Raw genomic sequence first — 20,064 nt, 5'->3', positions numbered from 1 at the left:
CTCGGGGTGAGTATGGCGGAAAATGCGACCGGGGAGCAGGATGTTTGTTGTGGCCTAGCTATCAAGATCACGCGCGTGTGCGTGTCGTGGCCGAGAAACGTGATATGCTCGCTAGGACTAAGACGACGGCAGGTTCTGCAATAGTAGTACGCAGGGGTCGCCTTTCGGGGTCAAGATTGTGGTTTGAAATCGAGCGCGCGTTACGCTGACGCGGAGATTTTGGCGATCTTGACTCATGTTTTCGTTGGCGATGTTGTTGCGCACTATCCGATCCGGATTCGTAGCAATCTTCCGTCCGACGAAGCGTGGCCAGCCTTCGAAGATTATGACCTCATCAAACTGCTTACCCTTAGCCTTGTGCATATTCATAATGATCACTCCACGCTCGGGTCGACTGTTTGTCGCGAAATGTTCCTGCACGAATGCTTGTCTGACGATTGCTAAGCCATTTTCGTATCTGCCATAAACACGCCAATCCAGAGACAGGGCCTGGCGTAGCGCCGTGCCCCGCTCTAAGATGCGAATACAGCGAGCCTCTTCCGCGATCTCCCTAAGCCGTGGGCAATCACTTTTCTCGAGCACGGCTCTTATCTCTAGCCAATCTCGATCTGGGTCGCCTGAGAGCTGTAGCGAGTGAACTTCGTTTACAGTGCGTCGCATTGCTTGAACGATACTGTTCGCGGGCCATGGGTCGTCAACGGTCCATTTCTTGCGGCGCTTATAGTAAGCTTTTTGGATTGCGTCTGCTTCCGTGAGGTTTCCTTTGCCAGGCTCGTCCCCATCGCGGCCACGATAGAACGCGCATAGCAGCTCGATGAAGCCGGTAAGGTTCGTGCTCGCTTCTTGCTGTAGCAGATAAGCAATCAACTCGGCAGCGAGTATAGGGCCTTCCATGTCGACGATGGCTGAATGTGCTATCGAGGGCATCTTGGCTGTCGCCGATCGGAAAGCTTCGGAGACTTGCCGAGTCATTCGCTTTGTCGGAACAAGAACTGCGACCGTCCAATTCTTGTTGCCTGCCCTTAGCCGCCGCTGTCTTGCTTGCAGCGTTTGACCACGCAACGCCGCTAACGCTTGGTTCGAGTTAACACGACAGTTTCTTCGATAGCGAATTCCTCCAGCACATAGGGGGAATGCGACGTGAAGAGGGTCTGCGCGGAAAGTTTTCGTAACTCATGCACGATGCGTTTTTGAGCATATGGAGGAATTGCGGTTTCTGGCTCCTCCATAGCAAAGATCACGTTCTGTCTGTCTTCTGCAATCTGAGACAGCATTGCCAAGAGTAGCAGGTTTATGGTGCCCGTGCCCTGGCGAAAATAAGGGGCGGAGTACGACCCGGCTCCCGTGTCGATGAAGGCGGTGATAACTTCACGTAAATGCCTTCGCGTAAGAGCTGATACTCGAAGATGAGGTTGAATGCCCCACTCGCGAGGTACGTATTTCTTCAGAGCCCTATCAATACTGCCTAAAACTCCGGAGATGCCTAACTCTGGATCGCCCGCTACGTCGAATGTCGATAGTTCGGAAAGAGTAGCTTCCCACATCTTGGGACGGATTTCCTTCAGACGAAGAATGATGTCGAGGAGACTCCCTCGTTCAAGACTAAGCGCGCGCCCGCCGGTCCGGAGCGGGCGCAAGTATAAGAACCCGCATTTTTGTTTGTCTGGTTTTGAAAAATGCGCGGGAGTCTCGTCCTCTTCCAAAGTTCGGGCGAAGTACGTTCGTCCTTCGAAGTCGTCTTCATTGGGATCGTATCTGCCAATGAATGAGACACGTAAAGCAGGAATCGTCGGCGACGAATCGAGCTCTGCGGGGGCGGAAACGTCTGATAGTTGCTGCTTCGATGTGTCCCACCACTCGATGTAGTCTCGAAAGTGTATTTGTTGTTCTTCGGAAAGGCCGGTGACAATTGCCCCTATGGTAATGTGCGGCGCAGGGCCGTTTGGGCTCGCCTCATTGGCCAGATACTGACCGAGATGAAAGTCATGTTCATCGATTGGTGATTGTCGCGAGAGACGATCTGGTCCCATAACCAAATCGAGGGCTTCCAGGATTGTCGATTTGCCGACGTTGTTGTCCCCAATGAGGACGGCATGGTCCGGAAGGAGCACGCTAGCGTTGCGAATTCCTCGAAAGTTCTCGATTGAGAGATGGCTTATTTTCAAATTGGCCTCGGACAAAAGCTCTCGACTTAATGCACGTCATGGTTGTTCGAGCTTTGATCAAAATCAATCCGTCTCTCGTTAGCTTTCAGCAGAAAAATTCGCCTGCGCCGCACAAACAAAAACGGCCGGATCTTCAGATCCGGCCGCTACTCGAACTCTACTCGGCTAAGCCTACGCCACGCGACGCAACTTAGCCCCCGCCCTATCCTGAAAAATCTCAGCTCGCCTGCTTGGCCGGCTGGGTGTCGCCGACCTTCTTCTGGATGGCGCGCTTCAGCTCGACGGCGCGCGGGGAGAGCGCGTCGGCGTTGGCCTTGAGCAGATAGGCATCCAGGCCGCCATTGTGGTCGACGCTCTTGATCGCGTTGGTGGAGACGCGCAGGCGCACGTTGCGGCCCAGGGCTTCCGAGATGAACGTCACGTTGACGAGGTTCGGCAGGAAGCGCCGCTTGGTCTTGATGTTGGAGTGGCTGACCTTGTGGCCGACGAGGGGGCCCTTGGCCGTCAGTTCGCAGCGGCGAGACATGGCATAAATCCTTTAGTTCGAACCCCCAACGAGTGCGGCCGCCATTTCGGCGCCACGGGGGCAAATTCTTTCGTCCTTGCAGGGAGCGGGCGGACGTATAGGGGGGAAGGGGCCTTGCGTCAAGGCGACGGGCCGTTTTTGGCCCGTCGTCCCGGGGCGGGCAGAGCCCGAACCCGGGATCTCGTGCCCCGCGCTCCGTGTCATCGCCCGGCTTGACCGGGCGATCCAGTACGCCGCAGCGGCGCGGCCAGAGTCGAGAGGCCGCGGCGTACTGGATGCCCCGCCTTCGCGGGGCATGACGGCGGAGGGTGGGGAGAGCTCGGAACGTCCTCCGTTACCGTCCGATCACCAAAACGGCAATGATTGTCGCGCCTTACCATCACATAAAGGGCGTATTCGCCGTCGAAGAGTCCGGTGGAGTTCCCGGGGCTGCACGCCCCGACACATTGTTTGCCGCCGGTTTTCGCTTAAGTAACAGCACATCGCGCTCTGATTGGATTATTTCGTGCCGACAACGCTTCATTTCGCGCAAGTCCTGCGCTCAGCCTGTCTGTGTCGGGGCGTCCGCTTGGACGTCCCCTTGGCCGGCCGGCTGATGGCGCTTTGTGGCCTGGCGGCGGTGCTGGGCCTGGCGTCCGGCGCAGCGCCCGCGGCGGCGCAAGGCAAGCTCGAGGCGCAATATGAAGCGACGCTGGCCGGCATTCCCGTCGGCAAGGGCGCCTGGAACATCGATATCCAGGACGACGTGTTCTCGGCGGCGGCCGCCGGCGGCACCACCGGGCTTTTGAAGTCGTTCACGGGCGGGTCCGGCACCGGCGCCAGCCAGGGGCGCGTCGTTGGTGGCGCGCTGGTTGCGACCGGCTACCAGGCCTCCACCACCACCCAGAAGAAGACCGAAGAGATCCGCATCACCCTCGACAAGGGCAATGTGAAGGATTTTGCCATCCTGCCGGAGCCGCCGGTCGATCCGGACCGCATCGTCGTCACCGAGGCGCATCGCCGCGGCGTCTGGGACCCGATGACCGCCTCGCTGCTGCGCGTGCCCGGCACCGGTGATCCCGTTTCGCAGGACGCCTGCCACAGCTCCGCGCCCGTGTTCGACGGCCGCATGCGCTACGAGCTCAAGCTCGATTTCAAGCGCATGGAGACCGTGAAGGCGGAGAAGGGGTACAAGGGCCCGGTCGTGGTCTGCGCGATCTATTTCGTGCCGATCGCCGGCTACATTCCCGACCGCCCGGTGATCAAATACCTCGCCGCCCAGCGCAACATGGAGATCGCGTTCGCCCCCATCGCCGGCACGCGCATCCTGGTCCCGTTCTGGCTGAAAGTGCCGACGCCGCTCGGCCCGGCCATGCTGGAAGCCACCAGCTTCATCACGTCGCCCCAGCCGCCAAGGGTCGCCAAGACGCAGTAAGTTTCTCCGTCATTCCGGGGCGCGCCCCTTGGCGCGAACCCGGAATCAATCAGGCTACAGAGACGGTTGCGCGATGGATTCCGGGTTCGCGACTGCGTCGCGCCCCGGAATGACGAGCGAAATGGGGGCCCAAAAGCGCGCCCTAATGATTTCAACGACTTACCTACTGTGCATGGGGTTGTTTTCGCACTCTTCGTTTGACCAACCCCCGCCGCAGGGAATCCATTTGACTCCGCCCCGATTCTGATTCGACTCGACACCATCCCCAGCTTTAACCAGTCCGCTCGCTTGTGCGCTCCCGCAAAACTCCATCTAGTGCGCAACCAAGACGAGTCCCGCGACATGTTGCGTGAACGGAACGGGACTCACAGGGGAGTCAGCGATTCGGCCGCGATTCGTTCTAGAGTCGTTCCGAAGCTTAAAGCGAACGGGAAAAGCGTCGCAAAGTGAGACAGTTGCGCGGGATTTGGGGCGGGCGTTTTCACGCCCGCGGTGTGCCCCTCACCCTGAGGAGGCCGCGCAAGCGGCCGTCTCGAAGGGCGAGGGGCTTGGCTCGCCCAGCAGCACCAGCCGGGCCTTCATCCTTCGAGACGCGCTGACGCGCTCCTCAGGATGAGGAACGAAGAGCCAGCCCCCTCACCGCCCCATCCAGCACTGACATTCGCCCAAATCGCCATTACCTAATCCCCTAGACATGGCTTTTTCCTCCTCCCCCTTCGCTTCCGAGCGCGCACCCGGCGCGGGCGTCACTGCGGTGCTCGGGCCGACCAACACCGGCAAGACCCATCTCGCCATCGAGCGGATGCTGGCGCATCCCTCGGGCATGATCGGCCTGCCGCTGCGCCTGCTCGCGCGCGAGGTCTACAACAAGATCGCCGCTCGATCCGGCGAGGCCAGCGTCGCGCTCGTCACCGGCGAGGAGAAGATCAAGCCGAAGAACCCGCGCTATTGGGTCTCGACCGTCGAGGCGATGCCGCGCGATATCGACGTCTCCTTCCTCGCCGTCGACGAGGTCCAGATCGCCGCCGATCTCGAGCGCGGCCACGTCTTCACCGACCGCATCCTCAACCGCCGCGGCCGCGACGAGACGCTGTTGTTGGGCGCCGCCACCATGCGCCCGATCATCGAGCGCCTGTTGCCTGGTGTCTCCATGATCACGCGGCCCAGATTGTCGCAGCTCGAGTTCGCCGGCGATCGCAAGATCACGCGCCAGCCGCGCCGCACCGCCATCGTCGCGTTCTCGGCGGATGAAGTCTATGCGATCGCCGAGCTGATCCGCCGCCAGCATGGCGGCGCCGCCGTGGTGCTGGGCTCGCTGTCGCCCCGCACACGAAACGCGCAAGTGGCGATGTTCCAGAACGGCGACGTCGATTATCTCGTCGCCACCGATGCCGTCGGCATGGGCCTCAATCTCGACGTCGACCACGTCGCCTTCGCCTCCGACCGCAAGTTCGACGGCTACCAGTTCCGCCGCCTCACGCCGTCCGAATTCGCGCAGATCGCAGGGCGCGCCGGCCGCGCCACCCGCAACGGCACCTTCGGCACCACGGGCCGCTGCGCGCCGTTCGAGCCCGAGCTCGTCAACGCGCTGCAGAACCACACCTTCGATGCCGTGAAGGTGCTGCAATGGCGTAATTCGAAGCTCGATTTCTCCTCGCTCGGCGCGCTCCAGGTCTCGCTGAACCTCGCCCCCGGCCACGAGACGCTGACGCGCGCGCCGATCGCCGAGGACATGCGCGTGCTCGATCACGCCGCCCGCGACGGCGAGGTGCGCGATATCGCGCATGGCAAGGCCGCCGTGGAGCGGCTCTGGGAAGCCTGCCAGGTCCCGGACTACAGAAAGCTGTCGCCGGCCGCCCATGCCGAGCTGGTGACGACGCTGTACGGCTTCCTGATGCGCAAGGGCTGCATTCCCGATGCCTGGTTCGAGTCCCAGGTCACCCAGGCCGACCGCATCGACGGCGACATCGACACGCTGTCGGCCCGAATCGCCCAGATCCGCACCTGGACCTTCGTCGCCAACCGCCCGGACTGGCTGAAAGACCCGGAACGCTGGCAGGGGATCGCGCGGGAGGTCGAAAATAAATTATCGGATGCGCTCCATGAACGCTTGACTGAGCGTTTCGTTGATCGCCGGACCAGTGTATTGATGCGCCGCCTGCGGGAGAACACGAGCTTGAATACTGAAATCGGCAAGACCGGCGAAGTCATCGTCGAAGGCCATGTCATCGGCCGCCTCGATGGCTTCACCTTTGCACCGGATGCGGCGGAAGCCGGCTCCGATGCGAAGGCCTTGCAGGCTGCAGCGCAAGCGGTGCTCGCCGGCGAGATCAACGCGCGCGCCGAAAAGCTGGGCAATGCGCCGGACGATCAGTTCGTGCTGACGTCCGAAGGCATCATCCGCTGGACCGGCGATGCCGTGGCCCGCCTTGCCGCCGCGGACGAGGCGCTGCATCCGCGCATCCGCATCATCTCGGACGAGCGCCTGACCGGCGCGCCCCGCGACAAGGTGCAGGCGCGGCTCGAGCTCTGGCTCAAGACGCACATCGAAAAGCTGCTCGGGCCGATGTTCGAGCTGTCGAAGGCCGAGGACGTCACCGGCATTGCCCGCGGCATCGCCTATCAGCTGGTCGAGGCGCTCGGCGTGCTTGAGCGTCCGAAGATCGCCAGCGAGCTGAAAGATCTCGACCAGTCCTCGCGCGCCGTCTTGCGCAAATACGGCGTCCGCTTCGGCGCCTATCACATCTATTTCCCCGGCCTGCTCAAGCCCGCCGCGCGTGCGCTTGCCGCGCTGCTCTGGGCGCTGAAGCAGGACAATGTCGATCTCTCCGCGCTCTCGGGCGCGCAGCATCTGGCCTCCTCGGGCCGTACCTCGTTCCCGGTCGACAAGGCGCTGCCGCGCGATGCCTATCGCGTGCTCGGCTACAAGCAGGCCGGCGAGCGCGCGGTGCGCGTCGACATTCTGGAGCGCCTCGCCGACCTGATCCGCCCGGCGCTGGCCTGGCGCGAGAATTCGCCGGGCGAAAAGCCCGCCGGCGCGTTCGATGGCCGCAGCTTCGTGGTGACGCAGGCGATGACCTCGCTCACCGGATCTGCCGGCGAGGATTTCGCCTCCGTGCTGCGCGCGCTCGGCTATCGCATGGAGAAGCGCCCGCCGCTGCCGCCGAAGCCTGTCGTGACCGAGCCCGTCGCGACCGAGCAGGTCGTGACCGAGACCGTCGCGGCCGAGACGCCGCCCGTTGAAGGCAGCGTAGAGACCTCGACCGAGACTGCAGCCGAGGCCGTTGCCGGCCTGCCGGCTGAGGCCACGGCCGCTGATGCTACGGCCGAATCCGTCACGGTCGAAGACGCCCCCGGCATGGAGCCGCACGACGAGCCCGCTCCTGAGAAGGCTCACAAGGAGCCGGCGCTGGAAGCCTCTCCGGAAGCGCCCGTCACCCCCGAGGACGCCCCCGGAATCGCGCCGCCCGCAGAAGAGGCTGCGACGCCCGCCGAGGCTGCCGGCCTCGAAGCGGCCGCCGCCGAGACCGCCGCGACGGAAGCTGCTGCATCCCCCGATGCTGCCGCGCCTGAGGCAACAGTCGCACCGGCCGAGCCCGACCTGGTCGAGGTCTGGCGCCCTGCCGGTCGTCACGAAGATCGCAAGCCGCGCCACGAGCGCCATCGCCATCAGCGTCACAACAACCAGCGTCCGCGGCCCGGCGCTGCACCCGATGCAGCGAGCGCCGCGCCCGGCGAAGCCGCCGACGGCGCGAAGCCGGGCCATCGTCATGGCGGCGGCCATCGCCGCGATGGCGGCCGCGACTTCCGCAAGCCGCGTGAAGGCGGCGAGGGCGGTGAGCGCCGCGACGACCGCAATCGCAGCTTCCAGGGCAAGGGAGACCGCGACAAGGATCGCGATCGCAACCGCGACAACAAGAAGTTCGGTGGAGATCGCGACAAGGGCCGCGACAATCGTGGCCGCGACCGCGACAAGGGCCGTGACCGCCGCGATCGCGAGTCGGGTCCGTCACTGCGCCCCTACGCCTCGAGCGCGAACCCGCGCGAGCGCGATCGTCCGATCGATCCGAACTCGCCCTTCGCCAAGCTCGCCGCGCTGAAAGAGCAGCTGGGGCGGAAGGAGTAATCCCACGACGACGACCGAGCGGCAGCGCATCGACAAATGGCTGTGGCACGCGCGCGTGGTGAAGGCGCGCACCTCCGCGGCCGAGCTCGTCGTCACCGGCCATGTCCGTGTCAACGGCGTGCGCGAGACATCGCCGGGCCATGCGATCAAGCTTGGCGACGTCCTCACCATCGCGCTCGATCGCACCGTGCGCGTGCTGAAGGTCACCGCCTTCAACGAGCGCCGTGGCGATGCCGCTTCGGCTCGCGTGCTCTACGAGGAGCTCGGGACGCGCAATTAATTGCGCTTTGCATTCATTTCTTGATCGATCAAACACACAAAGCCGTCATGATCGGGCCTTCCCGACCTTGCGGCGCCCGGCCATCCGCGCTAGGCAAGCCGCGACTTCTAAAAGAGCTTTTCGGAGCGTTGGATGACTTACGTCGTCACTGAAAACTGCATCAAGTGCAAGTACACCGACTGCGTCGAGGTCTGCCCGGTCGATTGCTTCTACGAGGGCGACAACATGCTCGTCATCCATCCCGACGAGTGCATCGATTGCGGCGTGTGCGAGCCGGAATGCCCCGCCGACGCCATCAAGCCGGACACGGAACCGGGCCTCGAAAAGTGGCTCCAGGTCAACGCCGACTACGCCAAGAGCTGGCCGAACATCACCCAGAAGAAAGAATCACCTGCCGACGCCAAGGAATTCGACGGTATGGAAGGCAAGTTCGAGAAATATTTTTCTCCGAACCCCGGCTCTGGGGACTAATTCGCGCCCAAACTTAACCCTAATAGCGGCGCTGCCGCCGAAAACCAGCCCTCAAGACCCCTAAATCATTGATTTTTGCGGGAAATGTGCTATATTGGGCACATTAAGCCGAACCCCGTCAGCCCCGTTGGCCCCTCTGGGTTCCCGTGAAACCAAATGTCGAACAGGGGCGTGGCAGTTTCCGCGCGCAGGCTGTGTCACAGAAAACGCGTAAAAAGAGTACTTCAGCGAGGGCTTCCCATAAGGAGGCCAAAAAAGTCGCCGCGGCCAGCCGTAGCGCATCCAAGGGTCGGACCGCGACGAAGGCGCCGGCTGCAAAGTCCTCGAAGAACAAAAGAAGCGCAATGCCTAACAAGACTGCCAAACCGGCCGCGAAAGCGACCGCTGCCAAGCCTGCTGCCGCCAAGCCTTTGAATGTCAAGCCTGTGACTGCCAAGGCCCCCGCTGCCAAGCCCGCCGCGACGAAGGCTCCTGTTGCCGTTGCGCCCGCCAAGGCTCCCGTCGCCGCCAAGCCGGCCGCCAAGCCCGCGGCTGCGCCGAAGGTCGAGGAAAAGAAGGTCGTGACCCAGCGTCAGGGCTTCAAGGCCAACGAATTCGTGGTCTATCCCGCTCACGGCGTCGGCCAGATCCTGGCCATCGAGGAGCAGGAGATCGCCGGTGCGAAGCTCGAGCTGTTCGTCATCAACTTCATCAAGGACAAGATGACGCTGCGCGTGCCGACCGCCAAGGTCGCCAATGTCGGCATGCGCAAGCTGTCCGATCCGGCGCTGGTCAAGAAGGCGCTGGAAACGCTCAAGGGCCGCGCCCGCGTCAAGCGCACCATGTGGTCGCGCCGCGCCCAGGAATACGAAGCGAAGATCAATTCGGGCGATATCGTCGCGATCGCGGAAGTCGTGCGCGACCTCTATCGCTCGGAATCGCAGCCCGAGCAGTCCTACTCGGAACGCCAGCTCTATGAAGCGGCGCTCGACCGCCTGTCCCGCGAGATCGCGGTGGTGCAGCACTCGACCGAGACCGAAGCGGTCAAGGAGATCGAGGCGCAGCTCGCCAAGAGCCCGCGCCGCAATGCCAAGGCGGAAGCTGCCGAGGGCGAAGCTGACACGGATGCCGAGGGCGATACCGACGATACCGATGGCGACGACAGCACCGTCGCCGACGAGGCCGCGTAAGCCGGCACCGAACGCAAGCAATCAAAAGCCCGGCCGTTTGGCCGGGCTTTTTGTTTGGCTTCCTGAGGCCGCGGGAGTTCGGTTCTACGCGCCGCGCGGCTGGGTCCAGATCGCGATCGGCTGCTGAATGCCGCGGACCGCCCGCGCCTCTCGCGCTTCCAATGTCTGAAACGTTGTGGCTGCACCGCCCAGCTCGGCCTTCGCCTGGCTGACGAGGTCGTCACTTGCCACCAGCGCGCAGCCCAAGGTGCGGGTCAAGGCCTCGAGACGGCTTGCCACGTTGACGGTCGCGCCGATCACGGCAAATTCCAGACAGGTCTGCCCGAGGTCGCCGAGCACCACCGGCCCATAATGCAAGCCAAAGCTCACATGCAGCTTTGGCTCGCCTGACGCTGCCCGCTGATCGTTCCAACTCTCCGCCGCCGCGATCATCGCCTGGGCACATCGCAGCGCGTTGCTGGCGTCGTGCTCGCCGGCAAAGGGCGTGCCGAACGTTGCCATCAATCCGTCCCCGAGATATTTGTCGAGCGTGCCGCTATGGCGGAAAACCTCCTGCTCCATCAATCCGTGGAATTCCCGCAACGTCCGCACAACCTCCTGCGGCGATCGTCCATCGGCAAAGGCCGTGAAGCCGACGATGTCGACGAACAGCACCGCGACGTGTTGCGTGCGCACCTGCTTCAACGGCTCGTCCTGTTTCGACAATTCCGCCACGACATTGGGGGAGAAGTAGCGCGCCAGGTTGCCGCGCTCGCGCTCCACCGCGGCATGCCGGACCAGGAGGTCGTTGCTGCGGCGGACCGCGAGCGCCAAGGTCATGGCCACGATCATGAAGACGACGATCTCCTGGATGCGAACGTGGAACACGATCTCGCTCGGCGAGATCATCGCAAACAAGCGCTCATCGTTGCCTGTCGCGGCCGCGATGCGGGCCGTCAGCGCAGGATCGCGATCGGGTTGCCACCAGACCCAGGCGATGCCGATCAACCAGAGCGCAGCCGTCCAAACGCCGACCGCAATCACGGTCCGCCAAGTATAGGCCAGTGTGGCGCCCGCGAGCAGGACGAAGAAATAGATGAAGTTGCCGAAATGGTACTGCATCGCGACCGGCCAGTGCGAGGCTCCGAACGGATTGGGAACCACGATGAGGCACGTGAGCAGCGCCAAGTCGCAAAACAGGAGTGCCAATTCCGGCCGCGACACGCCAACCCGCCCAACCCTGACCTGGGCCCAGCCGATCAGCGCGAACAAGCCGAGCAGCGCCACGTAGTAGAGCTGCTCCCAGGCCGGGTTGATCACCATGATCAGGCAGCCAATGACGACGAGGGCGACATAGCGCGCCCGCACTGCGAGTTGCAGGCCCTCCCGCTTGGCGGACGTCAGCGCGGCCTGTGCGAACTGAACTGTTTCGGCATCGCGTTCGCTCGGCGCGGGCGAATGCGCAGCCGGCAGGTTGAAGCGCTCGACGAGCATTGTCACGGCAGTCTCCTCGCTTGGGCCTTCAGCCGCTGGTTCGCTGCGCCCTTGCCGAGACGCTGATTTCGTTCCGGCGGCCTTCTCCGTCAGCCGCCGCCGCAACCGACGTCCACCAGTCCCCCAAAGCATCGATCAAGGGCACGAGCGCGTGACCGGCGGAGGTCAGATCGTACTCCACGCGCAGCGGATATCCGCCGAATTCGGTGCGGCTGACGATGCCGGCGTCCTCCAGCTTGCGAAGCTCGAGCGCGAGCATCCTGTGTGAGATGGTCGGATTATCGCGGCGCAAGTCGCTGAAGCGCTTGGTGCCCTGCTTCAAATAATAGATCAGCAGAGTCGGCCAGCGACCGCTCAGAATCTGCATCACTTCCTCGATGGGACATCTCGACACGAGATCCTTCATCGGCGCCTCCAGGTTACAAAAAAGTTCGTAATTTACTTGATGCGGCGAGCGGCTAGGGTCGCATCACCGCTGCGCAGCGTGATCATCAGAAATCACGGAGAATGGATCATGGACCCAATTCTACTCTACGGCTTCCCGAAGGGAAGCTCCATGGGGCTCGTTGCGGCTCTCGAATGGCTGGGCAAGCCATATCGGCTGTGTCGGGTCGATATGTTGGGCGAGATGCGAAACCCGTCATACGCCCGTATCAATCCGCGACACGAGACGCCGGTCTTCATCACCGAGCAGGGCGAGGTGCTGACGGAAACGATGGCGATCGCGGCCTGGCTAGAGGCCAGGGATGTCGAACGGCGCATCAGCTTCGATCCGCTGTCGCGGCAAGCCGATCGCATGCATCAGCTCATGGCGTTCGTGAATACCGGTTTCACCGCCGCGTTCGCGCCGCTGTGGGCCGCATTGGAAGCCGAAGCCATGGAGCCTGCCGCGAAGTCGGTCCTGCGCGCCTTCGGCACAGCAAGGGTCATCGAGCGTCATGACAAGCTCGAAGAAATGATCGAAACGCAGCAATTTCTGCTCGGGGACCGGCCGACCCTCGCCGACGCCGTGCTTGTCGGTGTCGCACGCTGGCTCGACTTCCACGCGGTCGCGGAGAGGAGCCGCTGGCCGAAGCTGGCGGCGCTGCGCGCGCGCCTCGAAGCCGATCCCGCGGTCCTCTACGCCACCGCTCTGGAGGACGGCGGGTCTGATCCGGGAACGGGATCGTGCACAGGCCACGTCGCGCTAGCCGAATTGATCGCGCAGTTCGGCAAATAGCGGCCGGTGCGCACGCCTCGTCCTTCGAGACGGCGTTGACGCGCCTCCTCAGGATGAGGCTCATCAGCATCAGTGCTCGTTGAAAACTGCTGCCGCGCACTCCTCCCTCATCCTGAGGAGCCCGCTTAAAGCGGGCGTCTCGAAGGATGGGCCGCAGGGAATGCTCTCAAATGGCGATAGCGCTCCTACTTCACCGGGCGCTTCTCGAGCTTCCTCGCCAGCGTCCGCCGGTGCATGCCCAGCCGGCGGGCCGCTTCCGAGATGTTGAAGTCGGTCTCGATCAAGGTCTGGTGGATGCGTTCCCATTCCAACGTCTTGATCGAGGTCGGCCGCGAATCGAGCGCGACCTCGGCGTTGCCTTCGGCCTTGTGGAAGGCGGCCTCGATGTCGTCGGTGTTCGACGGCTTTGCCAGATAGTGACAGGCCCCCAACTTGATCGCCTCGACCGCGGTGGAGATGCTGGCAAAGCCGGTCAGCACCACGATCAGCATGTCCGGGTCATGCGTGTGCAGGAGCTCGACGCAGGCAAGGCCCGAGGCGCCGCCGAGCTTGAGGTCGACCACGGCATAACCGAAAGAGCGTTCCTCCAGCACCTGGCGCACCTCCTCGATCGAGGCGGCGAGTACCACCTCGTAGCCGCGGCGCTCGAACGAGCGCTTCAGCGTGCGGGCAAAACCCGCATCGTCCTCGACGACGATCAGCGAACGGTCAGGCGTCAAAATTCCCTCCGATCGCCAATGTTGCGAGCGGCAGCGTGAGGCGCACCGTGGCGCCGCGCTTCCTGTGGTTCTTGGCGCTCACGGTGCCCCCCAATTTGCGCACGACGTTCACCACCAGGAACAGGCCGAGCCCGCCGCCGGCGCGACCCTTGCTCGACTGGTAGGGCTTGCCCAGCTGCGCCAGCATCTCCGGCGCAAAGCCCGGGCCGCGGTCGGAGATCGACAGCACGAGATTGTCGCCCTCGCGCTCGGCGACGAGCTCGACCCACTCGCGCGAGACCTCATAGGCGTTGTCGAGCACGTTGAAGATCACCTGCTTCAGCGCGACGTCGGAGACGATTGCGACGTCCTCGCCGAAGGTGTTGACGAAGTAGAGCGTGCGGGCGGAGCGCGCATTGCGCCATTCGTCGACCAGCGCGGTGACGAAGGCCGTCACCGTCGTCGGTGAGGAGCCTTCACCGCGCGCTTCGCCCGCCGACACCAGGATGCCTGTCACGATCGACTTGCAGCGCTGCAACGAGGTTTCCATCTCCGCGAGGTCCTCGGCAAGCTCCTGATCGGCGGCAAGATCGGGCATGCGGCGCCAGTCGCTGAGGATTACCGAGAGCGAGGCGAGCGGCGTGCCGAGCTCATGCGCCGCACCGGAGGCGAGCAGGCCCATGCGCACGATATGGTCCTGTTCGGCGGCATGCTGGCGCAGCGCCGCCAGATGCGCGTCGCGCTCGCGCAAATTCCTGTTGATGCGGGTGACGAACACGACGAGCAGCACGGCGTTGAGCACGAAGCCCAGGAGCATGCCTGTTACGGTGAGCGTATAGGTCTCGCTCAACGGATTGGGCGGCAGATCGAGCGGCCGGTAGGCCAATGTCAGCCAGACGAAGCTGGCGCAGGTCAGCGCCACCAGCGACCAGGTCGATCGGGCATCGAGCAGCACCGCACCGAGCGTCACCTGGAGCAGGAACAGCGAGGTGAAGGGATTGGTGGCGCCGCCGGAGAGATAGAGCTGCGCGGTCAGCGCGGCGACGTCCAGTATCAAGGCGACCAACAGCTCGTTGTTGGTGATCGCAGCGCGATGGCGCACCCAGACCAGGCTGGAGACGTTGAGCAGCACCAGCGCGCCGATCACCGCGCCCATCCGCTCCAGCGGCAGGGGGATGCCGAGGCCGAAATGCACGGCACCGATGGTCACGATCTGGCCGACCACCGCGGTCCAGCGCAGCTGGATCAGCAGCGCCATGTTCTTGCGGTTGGTCTCGTCCTCGGTCGGCATGGTGCCGATCAGCTCGCTGCGCGCGTCGGCCTGCGATTGCAGCGTGACGGCTTGCCCGTCACGCCCAAGCGTCTGGGAAAGCGTTTTCCCGTCGTCAGGTCGGCTCGACGATCGTTCCAGCATCTGATCCCGTCCTGCGGGCGTCGGCATCCGAGCCGCCGGCCTTGTCGTGGACGAAGCGCTTGCGACGGAACAGCCCGCCGCCGAATATGACGAAAAGTCTGCCGGCCAGCATGAAAACCAGGGCAAACCACGTCAGCGCGTAGATCAGGTGGTTATTGGGAAAGCGGATCACGGTCAATCCGCCGATTGGGCCGCCGGCGATTTGTGATCCGGCGTCGGCGTCCACGAAGAAGGGCGCGACCTCGCGAAGACCGCGCGCCGCCGCAATGGCGGCGACGTCCCGCGAGTACCAGCGGTTGTGCTGGGGCACGTTGGTCCGCAAGAAGCCGCCCTTCGGCTCGGTGATGCGCAGGAGGCCGGTGATCTCGACTCGACCTTGCGGATTGCCGTCCCGGCGCGTCGATGCGTCGCGGCGCTCGGACGGCACGAAGCCGCGATTGATCAGGACCAGCATGCCGTCGTCGCGCGCAAGCGGCGTCAGCACCCAATAGCCGGGGCCTTCCTCGGTGACGGCCTGAACCAGCGTCTCGCTCTCATGCAGGAAGCGCCCGCTGAGGCTGACGTGCCTGTATTCGTCGCTTGCGGCGCTGACGGTGGACCACGAAGCGGGCGAGGGGATCGGCTGAGCCGGCGCGTGGACGCGCTGCTCGACCCGGTCGATCAGCGCCAGCTTCCAGGCGCGGCGCTCGATCTGCCAGACGCCAAGCGCGATCAGAAGCACGAAAGCAATGAGCGAGAGGACCGTGAGCCACAAGGACGGCGACCGCGCAGCCTTGCTGCGCGCATCTCCGTCCTCACCCGTCACGGTCCCGGTTTCGCTCACTTCATGCCGCTCATCTGGTGCATCGGCATCATGTTGCTGTTGAGGTGGCTCATCACCCACAGCGAACCCGACAGCGCGATCACCACCATCACGATGGTGAAGATCAGCGCCATCATGGTCCAGCCGTTCTCGGACGTCGTGTTCATGTGCAGGAAGTAGACCATGTGCACGACGATCTGCACGATTGCGAAGGCCATGATCACCAGCGCGGTGATCTGCTTGCTCGGCAGCGCGCCGCTCATCACCAGCCAGAACGGGATCGCGGTGAGCACGACCGAGAGCACGAAGCCGAGCATGTAGCCCGAGAACGTGCTGTGGGCGTGGCCGCCCTCGTGGTGATGGTCGTGCGCGCCAGCTGCGTGGGTATCAGTGCTCATCGCAGAACTCCCAGGAGATAGACGAAGGTGAAGACGCCGATCCAGACCACGTCGAGGAAGTGCCAGAACATCGACAGACACATCAGGCGGCGGCGGTTGGCCTCGATCAGGCCGAACTTTCCGACCTGCACCATCAGCGTCACCAGCCAGATCAGGCCGCAGGTGACGTGCAGGCCGTGGGTGCCGACCAGGGTGAAGAAGGCGGAGAGGAAGGCGCTGCGCTGCGGCGTGGCGCCCTCGTGGATCATGTGGGCGAACTCGAAGAGCTCGATGCCGATGAAGGCGAGGCCGAACAGGCCGGTGATCGCGAGCCAAACCTGCGTCTGCGCGACCTTGTTCTGCTGCATCGTCAGCATCGCAAAGCCGTAGGTGATCGACGACAGCAGCAGCATCGAGGTGTTCACCGCGACCAGGGTGAGGTCGAACAGGTCCTTCGGCGCGGGGCCGGCGGCATAGTTGCCGCCGAGCACGCCGTAGGTGGCGAACAGGATCGCAAAGATGAGACAGTCGCTCATCAGATAGATCCAGAAGCCGAGCGAGGTGCTCCAGCCTTCCGGATGCGGATGCTCGTCAGCGAGGTAGAAGACCGGTTCGCCGGTCTGCGAGGGATGAACAGCGGCAGTCATTTACTTGGCTCCGGCGAGCAGCTTGGTGCGCGCGTCCTCGGTCCGGATGATGTCGTCAGCCGGAATGTCGAAGTCGCGGTGATAGTTGAAGGTGTGGCCGATCCCGACGGCGAGCATCGCGATGAAGCTCAGGGCGGCGAGCCACCACATGTACCAGACGAGAGCAAAGCCCATCGCGGTGGCGAAGCCGGCGAGGATGATGCCGGTGCCGGTGCTGCTGGGCATGTGGATCGGCTTGAACCCGGTGAGCGGACGCTGATAGCCGCGCCGCTTCATGTCCCACCACGCGTCATTGTCGTGAACGACCGGGGTGAAGGCGAAGTTGTAGTCCGGCGGCGGCGAGGACGTCGCCCATTCCAGCGTGCGCGCGTCCCAGGGATCGCCGGTGACGTCCTTTAGCTGCTCGCGCTTGAGCAGGCTGACCGCGAACTGCATCAGCATCGCGAGGATGCCGATGAAGACGAACACGGCACCGATCGCGGCGATGACGAACCAGATCTGCAGGGACGGATCGTCGAACACGCGCAGGCGGCGGGTCACGCCCATCAGGCCGAGCACGTAGAGCGGCATGAAGGCCAGGTAGAAGCCCGTGACCCAGAACCAGAACGACATCTTGCCCCAGAACGGATCGAGCTTGAAGCCGAACGCCTTCGGGAACCAGTAGTTGATGCCGGCGAACGCGCCGAACACTACGCCGCCGATGATCACGTTGTGGAAGTGCGCGATCAGGAACAGGCTGTTGTGCAGCACGAAGTCGGCCGGCGGCACCGCGAGCAGAACGCCGGTCATGCCGCCGATCACGAAGGTCAGCATGAAGGCGATGGTCCACATCATCGGCAGCTCGTAGCGGATGCGGCCGCGATACATCGTGAACAGCCAGTTGAACATCTTCGCGCCCGTCGGGATCGAGATGATCATCGTGGTGATGCCGAAGAACGAGTTGACGCTGGCACCCGAGCCCATCGTGAAGAAGTGGTGCAGCCAGACCAGGTAGGACAGGATGGTGATGACCACAGTGGCGTAGACCATCGAGGTGTAGCCGAACAGCCGCTTGCCCGAGAAGGTCGAGGTGACCTCGGAGAAGATGCCGAAGGCCGGGAGAACCAGGATGTAGACTTCGGGGTGGCCCCAGATCCAGATCAGGTTCACGTACATCATCGGGCTGCCGCCGAAATCGTTGGTGAAGAAGTTGGTGCCGACGTAGCGGTCGAGCGACAGCAGCGCGAGCACCACGGTCAGGACCGGGAAGGAGGCGACGATCAGCACGTTGGTGCAGAGCGAGGTCCAGGTGAACACCGGCATCTTCATCATGGTCATGCCGGGGCAGCGCAGCTTGACGATGGTGCAGATCAGGTTGATGCCGGATAGCGTCGTTCCGACGCCGGCGACCTGCAGCGCCCAGATGTAATAGTCGACGCCGACATCGGGACTGTAGCCGATGTTCGACAGCGGCGGATAAGCCAGCCAGCCGGTGCGGGCGAATTCGCCGATGAACAGCGAGGCCATCACCAGCACCGCGCCGCCGACCGTCATCCAGAAGCTGAAATTGTTCAGGAACGGGAACGAGACGTCGCGCGCGCCGATCTGCAGCGGCACGACGTAGTTCATCAGGCCGGTGACCAGCGGCATCGCCACGAAGAAGATCATGATCACGCCGTGGGCGGTGAAGATCTGGTCGTAGTGATGGGCGTTAAGATAGCCTTCGGAGCCGTTGAACGCGAGCATCTGCTGGCCGCGCATCATCAGCGCGTCGGCAAAGCCGCGCAGCAGCATCACGATGCCGAGGATCATGTACATGATGCCGATGCGCTTGTGGTCCACCGTGGTGAACCATTCGCGCCAGAGATAGCCCCAGAGGCGGAAATAGGTGAGGCCGCCGAGCAGCGCGGCGCCGCCGAGCGCGACCACTACGAAGGTGCCGACGACGATCGGCTCGTGCAGCGGCAGCGATTCGAGGCCGAGCCGGCCGAAGATGAGCTTGAGAAGATCAGGAGACATGCGCGTTCTCTTTAGGAATCTGACTTCAGGAATCGGACTTGGGACGCTGTCCAAGGAAGAAGGACGAGGACTTCAGCGGCGTGAACGACGGGCGCTTCAGGCCGGCACCCAGGAGCGGCGCGAAATCGGTCGGAGCCTTGATCGAGGCGGTGGTCTGCCCCTGCGGCGCATCCGGCGTGCAGGTGCCGGCGACGAAGGTCGGCTCGGGTCCGAGCACCGTGCCGCGGCGGGCATACTTGTCGTAGGCGAGTGGCAGGGTGTTGTTCAGGCCCTGATGGCCGTTGCCGCCCTTGGCGTCGATCGCCATCATCTCGCTCTGGCACATCTTGCCGGTCTCGACGCACATGTTGAGGATCAGGCGGTAGAGATCGGCATCGACGGTGCCCCAGCGCCGCACCGGCTCGTTCTGGCTGGGCTTCTCCAGCTGGAGATATTCGGCGCGGCCGAGCGAGCCGCCGGCCGACTTGGCGCTGGCGATCCAGGCGTCAAAACCCTTGTCGTCGAGCCCCTTGAAGTTGAAGTGCATGCCGGAGAAGCCGGCGCCGCTATAGTTCGCCGAAAAACCCTTGTAGGTGCCGGCGTGGTTGACGACGGCGTGGAGCTTGGTCTCCATGCCCGGCATCGCATAGATCTGGCCGGCGAGCGCGGGGATGTAGAACGAGTTCATCACCGAGGACGCGGTGATGCGGAAGGTGATCGGGCGATCGACCGGAGCTGCGAGCTCGTTGACGGTGGCGATGCCGTAATCCGGGTAGATGAAGAGCCACTTCCAGTCGAGCGCGACGACGTCGACCTCGAGCGGGGCCTTGGACTTGTCCACCGCGCGCTCGGCATGAATGCGGCCGAGGGTGCGATAAGGGTCGAGCAGATGCGTGCCCATCCAGGTTAGCGCGCCGAGGCAGACGATGATGAGAAGTGGCGCCGACCAGATCACCAGCTCGAGCTTGGTCGAGTGATCCCAGTCCGGCTCGTAGCGGGCCTCGGTGTTGGACTGGCGGTAGCGCCAGGCGAACAGCACCGTCAGCGCCATCACGGGCACGACGATCAGCAGCATCAGGACGGTGGAGATGATGACGAGGTCGCGCTGTTGCGCTGCGATATCGCCGGCTGGCGCCAGCACGACGTAGTCGCAGCCGCTGAGCGCGGCAGCCAGAGGTAGTAGCGCCAGGATCTTGAGACGGGACACGGGCCGAGCCTTATGAGATTGAGTTTCCTTTGCGGGGCCAAGGGGTAGCTGCGGCGCAACAATGGGGACATTGGACAATTTGTCCAATGTTGCAGTGCG

General features: G+C 63.6%; 18 protein-coding genes. 6 read left to right on the top strand and 12 right to left on the bottom strand.

Annotated features, from left to right (window positions below; genetic code table 11):
- Window positions 1-117: 117 nt before the first annotated feature.
- From I6F36_RS18870 to rpmB, 3 genes are all read right to left on the bottom strand, one after another.
- Complete coding sequence (locus I6F36_RS18870) at window positions 118-972, bottom strand: 3'-5' exonuclease (RefSeq protein ID WP_225171934.1); 855 nt, start codon at window positions 970-972, stop codon at window positions 118-120.
- Window positions 973-1,067: 95 nt separating this feature from the next.
- A complete protein-coding gene (locus tag I6F36_RS18865; protein WP_225171933.1) occupies window positions 1,068-2,180 on the bottom strand; it encodes an ATP-dependent endonuclease in 1,113 nt (370 codons plus the stop codon).
- Window positions 2,181-2,382: 202 nt separating this feature from the next.
- Complete coding sequence (rpmB, locus tag I6F36_RS18860) at window positions 2,383-2,691, bottom strand: 50S ribosomal protein L28 (RefSeq protein ID WP_036045358.1); 309 nt, start codon at window positions 2,689-2,691, stop codon at window positions 2,383-2,385.
- A gap of 595 nt (window positions 2,692-3,286) precedes the next feature.
- Between rpmB and I6F36_RS18855 the strand changes: the two genes are divergently transcribed.
- From I6F36_RS18855 to I6F36_RS18835, 5 genes are all read left to right on the top strand, one after another.
- Window positions 3,287-4,105 (top strand): DUF3108 domain-containing protein, encoded by an 819-nt coding sequence (locus tag I6F36_RS18855; protein WP_109145579.1) that lies wholly within the window; start codon window positions 3,287-3,289, stop codon window positions 4,103-4,105.
- 694 nt (window positions 4,106-4,799) lie between these two features.
- Window positions 4,800-8,231, top strand: coding sequence for a helicase-related protein (locus tag I6F36_RS18850; RefSeq protein WP_225171932.1), 3,432 nt, complete (start codon window positions 4,800-4,802; stop codon window positions 8,229-8,231).
- Window positions 8,232-8,259: 28 nt separating this feature from the next.
- Entirely contained in the window at window positions 8,260-8,511 is a 252-nt protein-coding gene (locus I6F36_RS18845) for an RNA-binding S4 domain-containing protein (protein ID WP_074447665.1), read from the top strand.
- A gap of 132 nt (window positions 8,512-8,643) precedes the next feature.
- Window positions 8,644-8,982, top strand: a complete 339-nt coding sequence (gene fdxA / locus I6F36_RS18840) for a ferredoxin FdxA (protein WP_018643465.1) — start codon at window positions 8,644-8,646, stop codon at window positions 8,980-8,982.
- 344 nt (window positions 8,983-9,326) lie between these two features.
- Window positions 9,327-10,151, top strand: coding sequence for a CarD family transcriptional regulator (locus I6F36_RS18835; RefSeq protein ID WP_074447640.1), 825 nt, complete (start codon window positions 9,327-9,329; stop codon window positions 10,149-10,151).
- 84 nt (window positions 10,152-10,235) lie between these two features.
- Here I6F36_RS18835 and I6F36_RS18830 read toward each other — a convergent pair whose 3' ends face one another.
- Both I6F36_RS18830 and I6F36_RS18825 read right to left on the bottom strand, forming a co-directional pair.
- Entirely contained in the window at window positions 10,236-11,624 is a 1,389-nt protein-coding gene (locus I6F36_RS18830; RefSeq protein WP_225128588.1) for an adenylate/guanylate cyclase domain-containing protein, read from the bottom strand.
- A gap of 28 nt (window positions 11,625-11,652) precedes the next feature.
- Window positions 11,653-12,030: a helix-turn-helix domain-containing protein gene (locus tag I6F36_RS18825; RefSeq protein ID WP_057028499.1), complete on the bottom strand. Its 378-nt coding sequence runs from the start codon at window positions 12,028-12,030 to the stop codon at window positions 11,653-11,655.
- A gap of 108 nt (window positions 12,031-12,138) precedes the next feature.
- Between I6F36_RS18825 and I6F36_RS18820 the strand changes: the two genes are divergently transcribed.
- Window positions 12,139-12,843 (top strand): glutathione S-transferase family protein, encoded by a 705-nt coding sequence (locus tag I6F36_RS18820; protein WP_225128411.1) that lies wholly within the window; start codon window positions 12,139-12,141, stop codon window positions 12,841-12,843.
- 185 nt (window positions 12,844-13,028) lie between these two features.
- Here I6F36_RS18820 and I6F36_RS18815 read toward each other — a convergent pair whose 3' ends face one another.
- Genes I6F36_RS18815 through cyoA form a run of 7 tightly spaced genes read right to left on the bottom strand, consistent with a single transcriptional unit; the run spans window position 13,029 to window position 19,965 of the window.
- Window positions 13,029-13,562, bottom strand: coding sequence for a response regulator transcription factor (locus I6F36_RS18815; RefSeq protein ID WP_225128413.1), 534 nt, complete (start codon window positions 13,560-13,562; stop codon window positions 13,029-13,031).
- Window positions 13,552-14,955 carry an ATP-binding protein gene (locus tag I6F36_RS18810; RefSeq protein WP_225128415.1) on the bottom strand — a complete coding sequence of 468 codons (1,404 nt, stop codon included), beginning with the start codon at window positions 14,953-14,955 and terminating at the stop codon, window positions 13,552-13,554. Before I6F36_RS18810 ends, I6F36_RS18815 begins: the two co-directional genes overlap by 11 nt.
- Complete coding sequence (locus tag I6F36_RS18805; RefSeq protein ID WP_225141197.1) at window positions 14,927-15,778, bottom strand: SURF1 family protein; 852 nt, start codon at window positions 15,776-15,778, stop codon at window positions 14,927-14,929. The genes I6F36_RS18810 and I6F36_RS18805 overlap by 29 nt, the downstream gene beginning before the upstream one ends.
- Window positions 15,775-16,155, bottom strand: coding sequence for a cytochrome o ubiquinol oxidase subunit IV (cyoD, locus tag I6F36_RS18800; protein WP_036001948.1), 381 nt, complete (start codon window positions 16,153-16,155; stop codon window positions 15,775-15,777). Before cyoD ends, I6F36_RS18805 begins: the two co-directional genes overlap by 4 nt.
- Entirely contained in the window at window positions 16,152-16,781 is a 630-nt protein-coding gene (cyoC, locus tag I6F36_RS18795; RefSeq protein WP_225141195.1) for a cytochrome o ubiquinol oxidase subunit III, read from the bottom strand. Before cyoC ends, cyoD begins: the two co-directional genes overlap by 4 nt.
- A complete protein-coding gene (gene cyoB, locus I6F36_RS18790; RefSeq protein ID WP_225171931.1) occupies window positions 16,782-18,779 on the bottom strand; it encodes a cytochrome o ubiquinol oxidase subunit I in 1,998 nt (665 codons plus the stop codon).
- Between the two features lie 25 nt (window positions 18,780-18,804).
- Window positions 18,805-19,965 (bottom strand): ubiquinol oxidase subunit II, encoded by a 1,161-nt coding sequence (cyoA, locus tag I6F36_RS18785; RefSeq protein WP_225157600.1) that lies wholly within the window; start codon window positions 19,963-19,965, stop codon window positions 18,805-18,807.
- Between the last annotated feature and the right edge of the window lie 99 nt (window positions 19,966-20,064).

Source organism: Bradyrhizobium sp. BRP19, from assembly GCF_020194195.1.
GTDB lineage: Bacteria > Pseudomonadota > Alphaproteobacteria > Rhizobiales > Xanthobacteraceae > Bradyrhizobium > Bradyrhizobium yuanmingense.
The sequence above is the reverse complement of the archived record's forward strand: the minus strand, read 5'-3'. Positions and strand labels throughout refer to the sequence as shown.

Bases quoted from the DNA above. Each gene is read 5' to 3' on its own strand.
- I6F36_RS18870 (WP_225171934.1), bottom strand. From the start codon at position 972: ATGACTCGGCAAGTCTCCGAAGCTTTCCGATCGGCGACAGCCAAGATG.
- rpmB (WP_036045358.1), bottom strand. From the start codon at position 2,691: ATGTCTCGCCGCTGCGAACTGACGGCCAAGGGCCCCCTCGTCGGCCAC.
- I6F36_RS18855 (WP_109145579.1), top strand. From the start codon at position 3,287: ATGGCGCTTTGTGGCCTGGCGGCGGTGCTGGGCCTGGCGTCCGGCGCA.
- I6F36_RS18850 (WP_225171932.1), top strand. From the start codon at position 4,800: ATGGCTTTTTCCTCCTCCCCCTTCGCTTCCGAGCGCGCACCCGGCGCG.
- fdxA (WP_018643465.1), top strand. From the start codon at position 8,644: ATGACTTACGTCGTCACTGAAAACTGCATCAAGTGCAAGTACACCGAC.
- I6F36_RS18835 (WP_074447640.1), top strand. From the start codon at position 9,327: ATGCCTAACAAGACTGCCAAACCGGCCGCGAAAGCGACCGCTGCCAAG.
- I6F36_RS18830 (WP_225128588.1), bottom strand. From the start codon at position 11,624: ATGCTCGTCGAGCGCTTCAACCTGCCGGCTGCGCATTCGCCCGCGCCG.
- I6F36_RS18825 (WP_057028499.1), bottom strand. From the start codon at position 12,030: ATGAAGGATCTCGTGTCGAGATGTCCCATCGAGGAAGTGATGCAGATT.
- I6F36_RS18820 (WP_225128411.1), top strand. From the start codon at position 12,139: ATGGACCCAATTCTACTCTACGGCTTCCCGAAGGGAAGCTCCATGGGG.
- I6F36_RS18810 (WP_225128415.1), bottom strand. From the start codon at position 14,955: ATGCTGGAACGATCGTCGAGCCGACCTGACGACGGGAAAACGCTTTCC.
- cyoD (WP_036001948.1), bottom strand. From the start codon at position 16,155: ATGAGCACTGATACCCACGCAGCTGGCGCGCACGACCATCACCACGAG.
- cyoC (WP_225141195.1), bottom strand. From the start codon at position 16,781: ATGACTGCCGCTGTTCATCCCTCGCAGACCGGCGAACCGGTCTTCTAC.
- cyoB (WP_225171931.1), bottom strand. From the start codon at position 18,779: ATGTCTCCTGATCTTCTCAAGCTCATCTTCGGCCGGCTCGGCCTCGAA.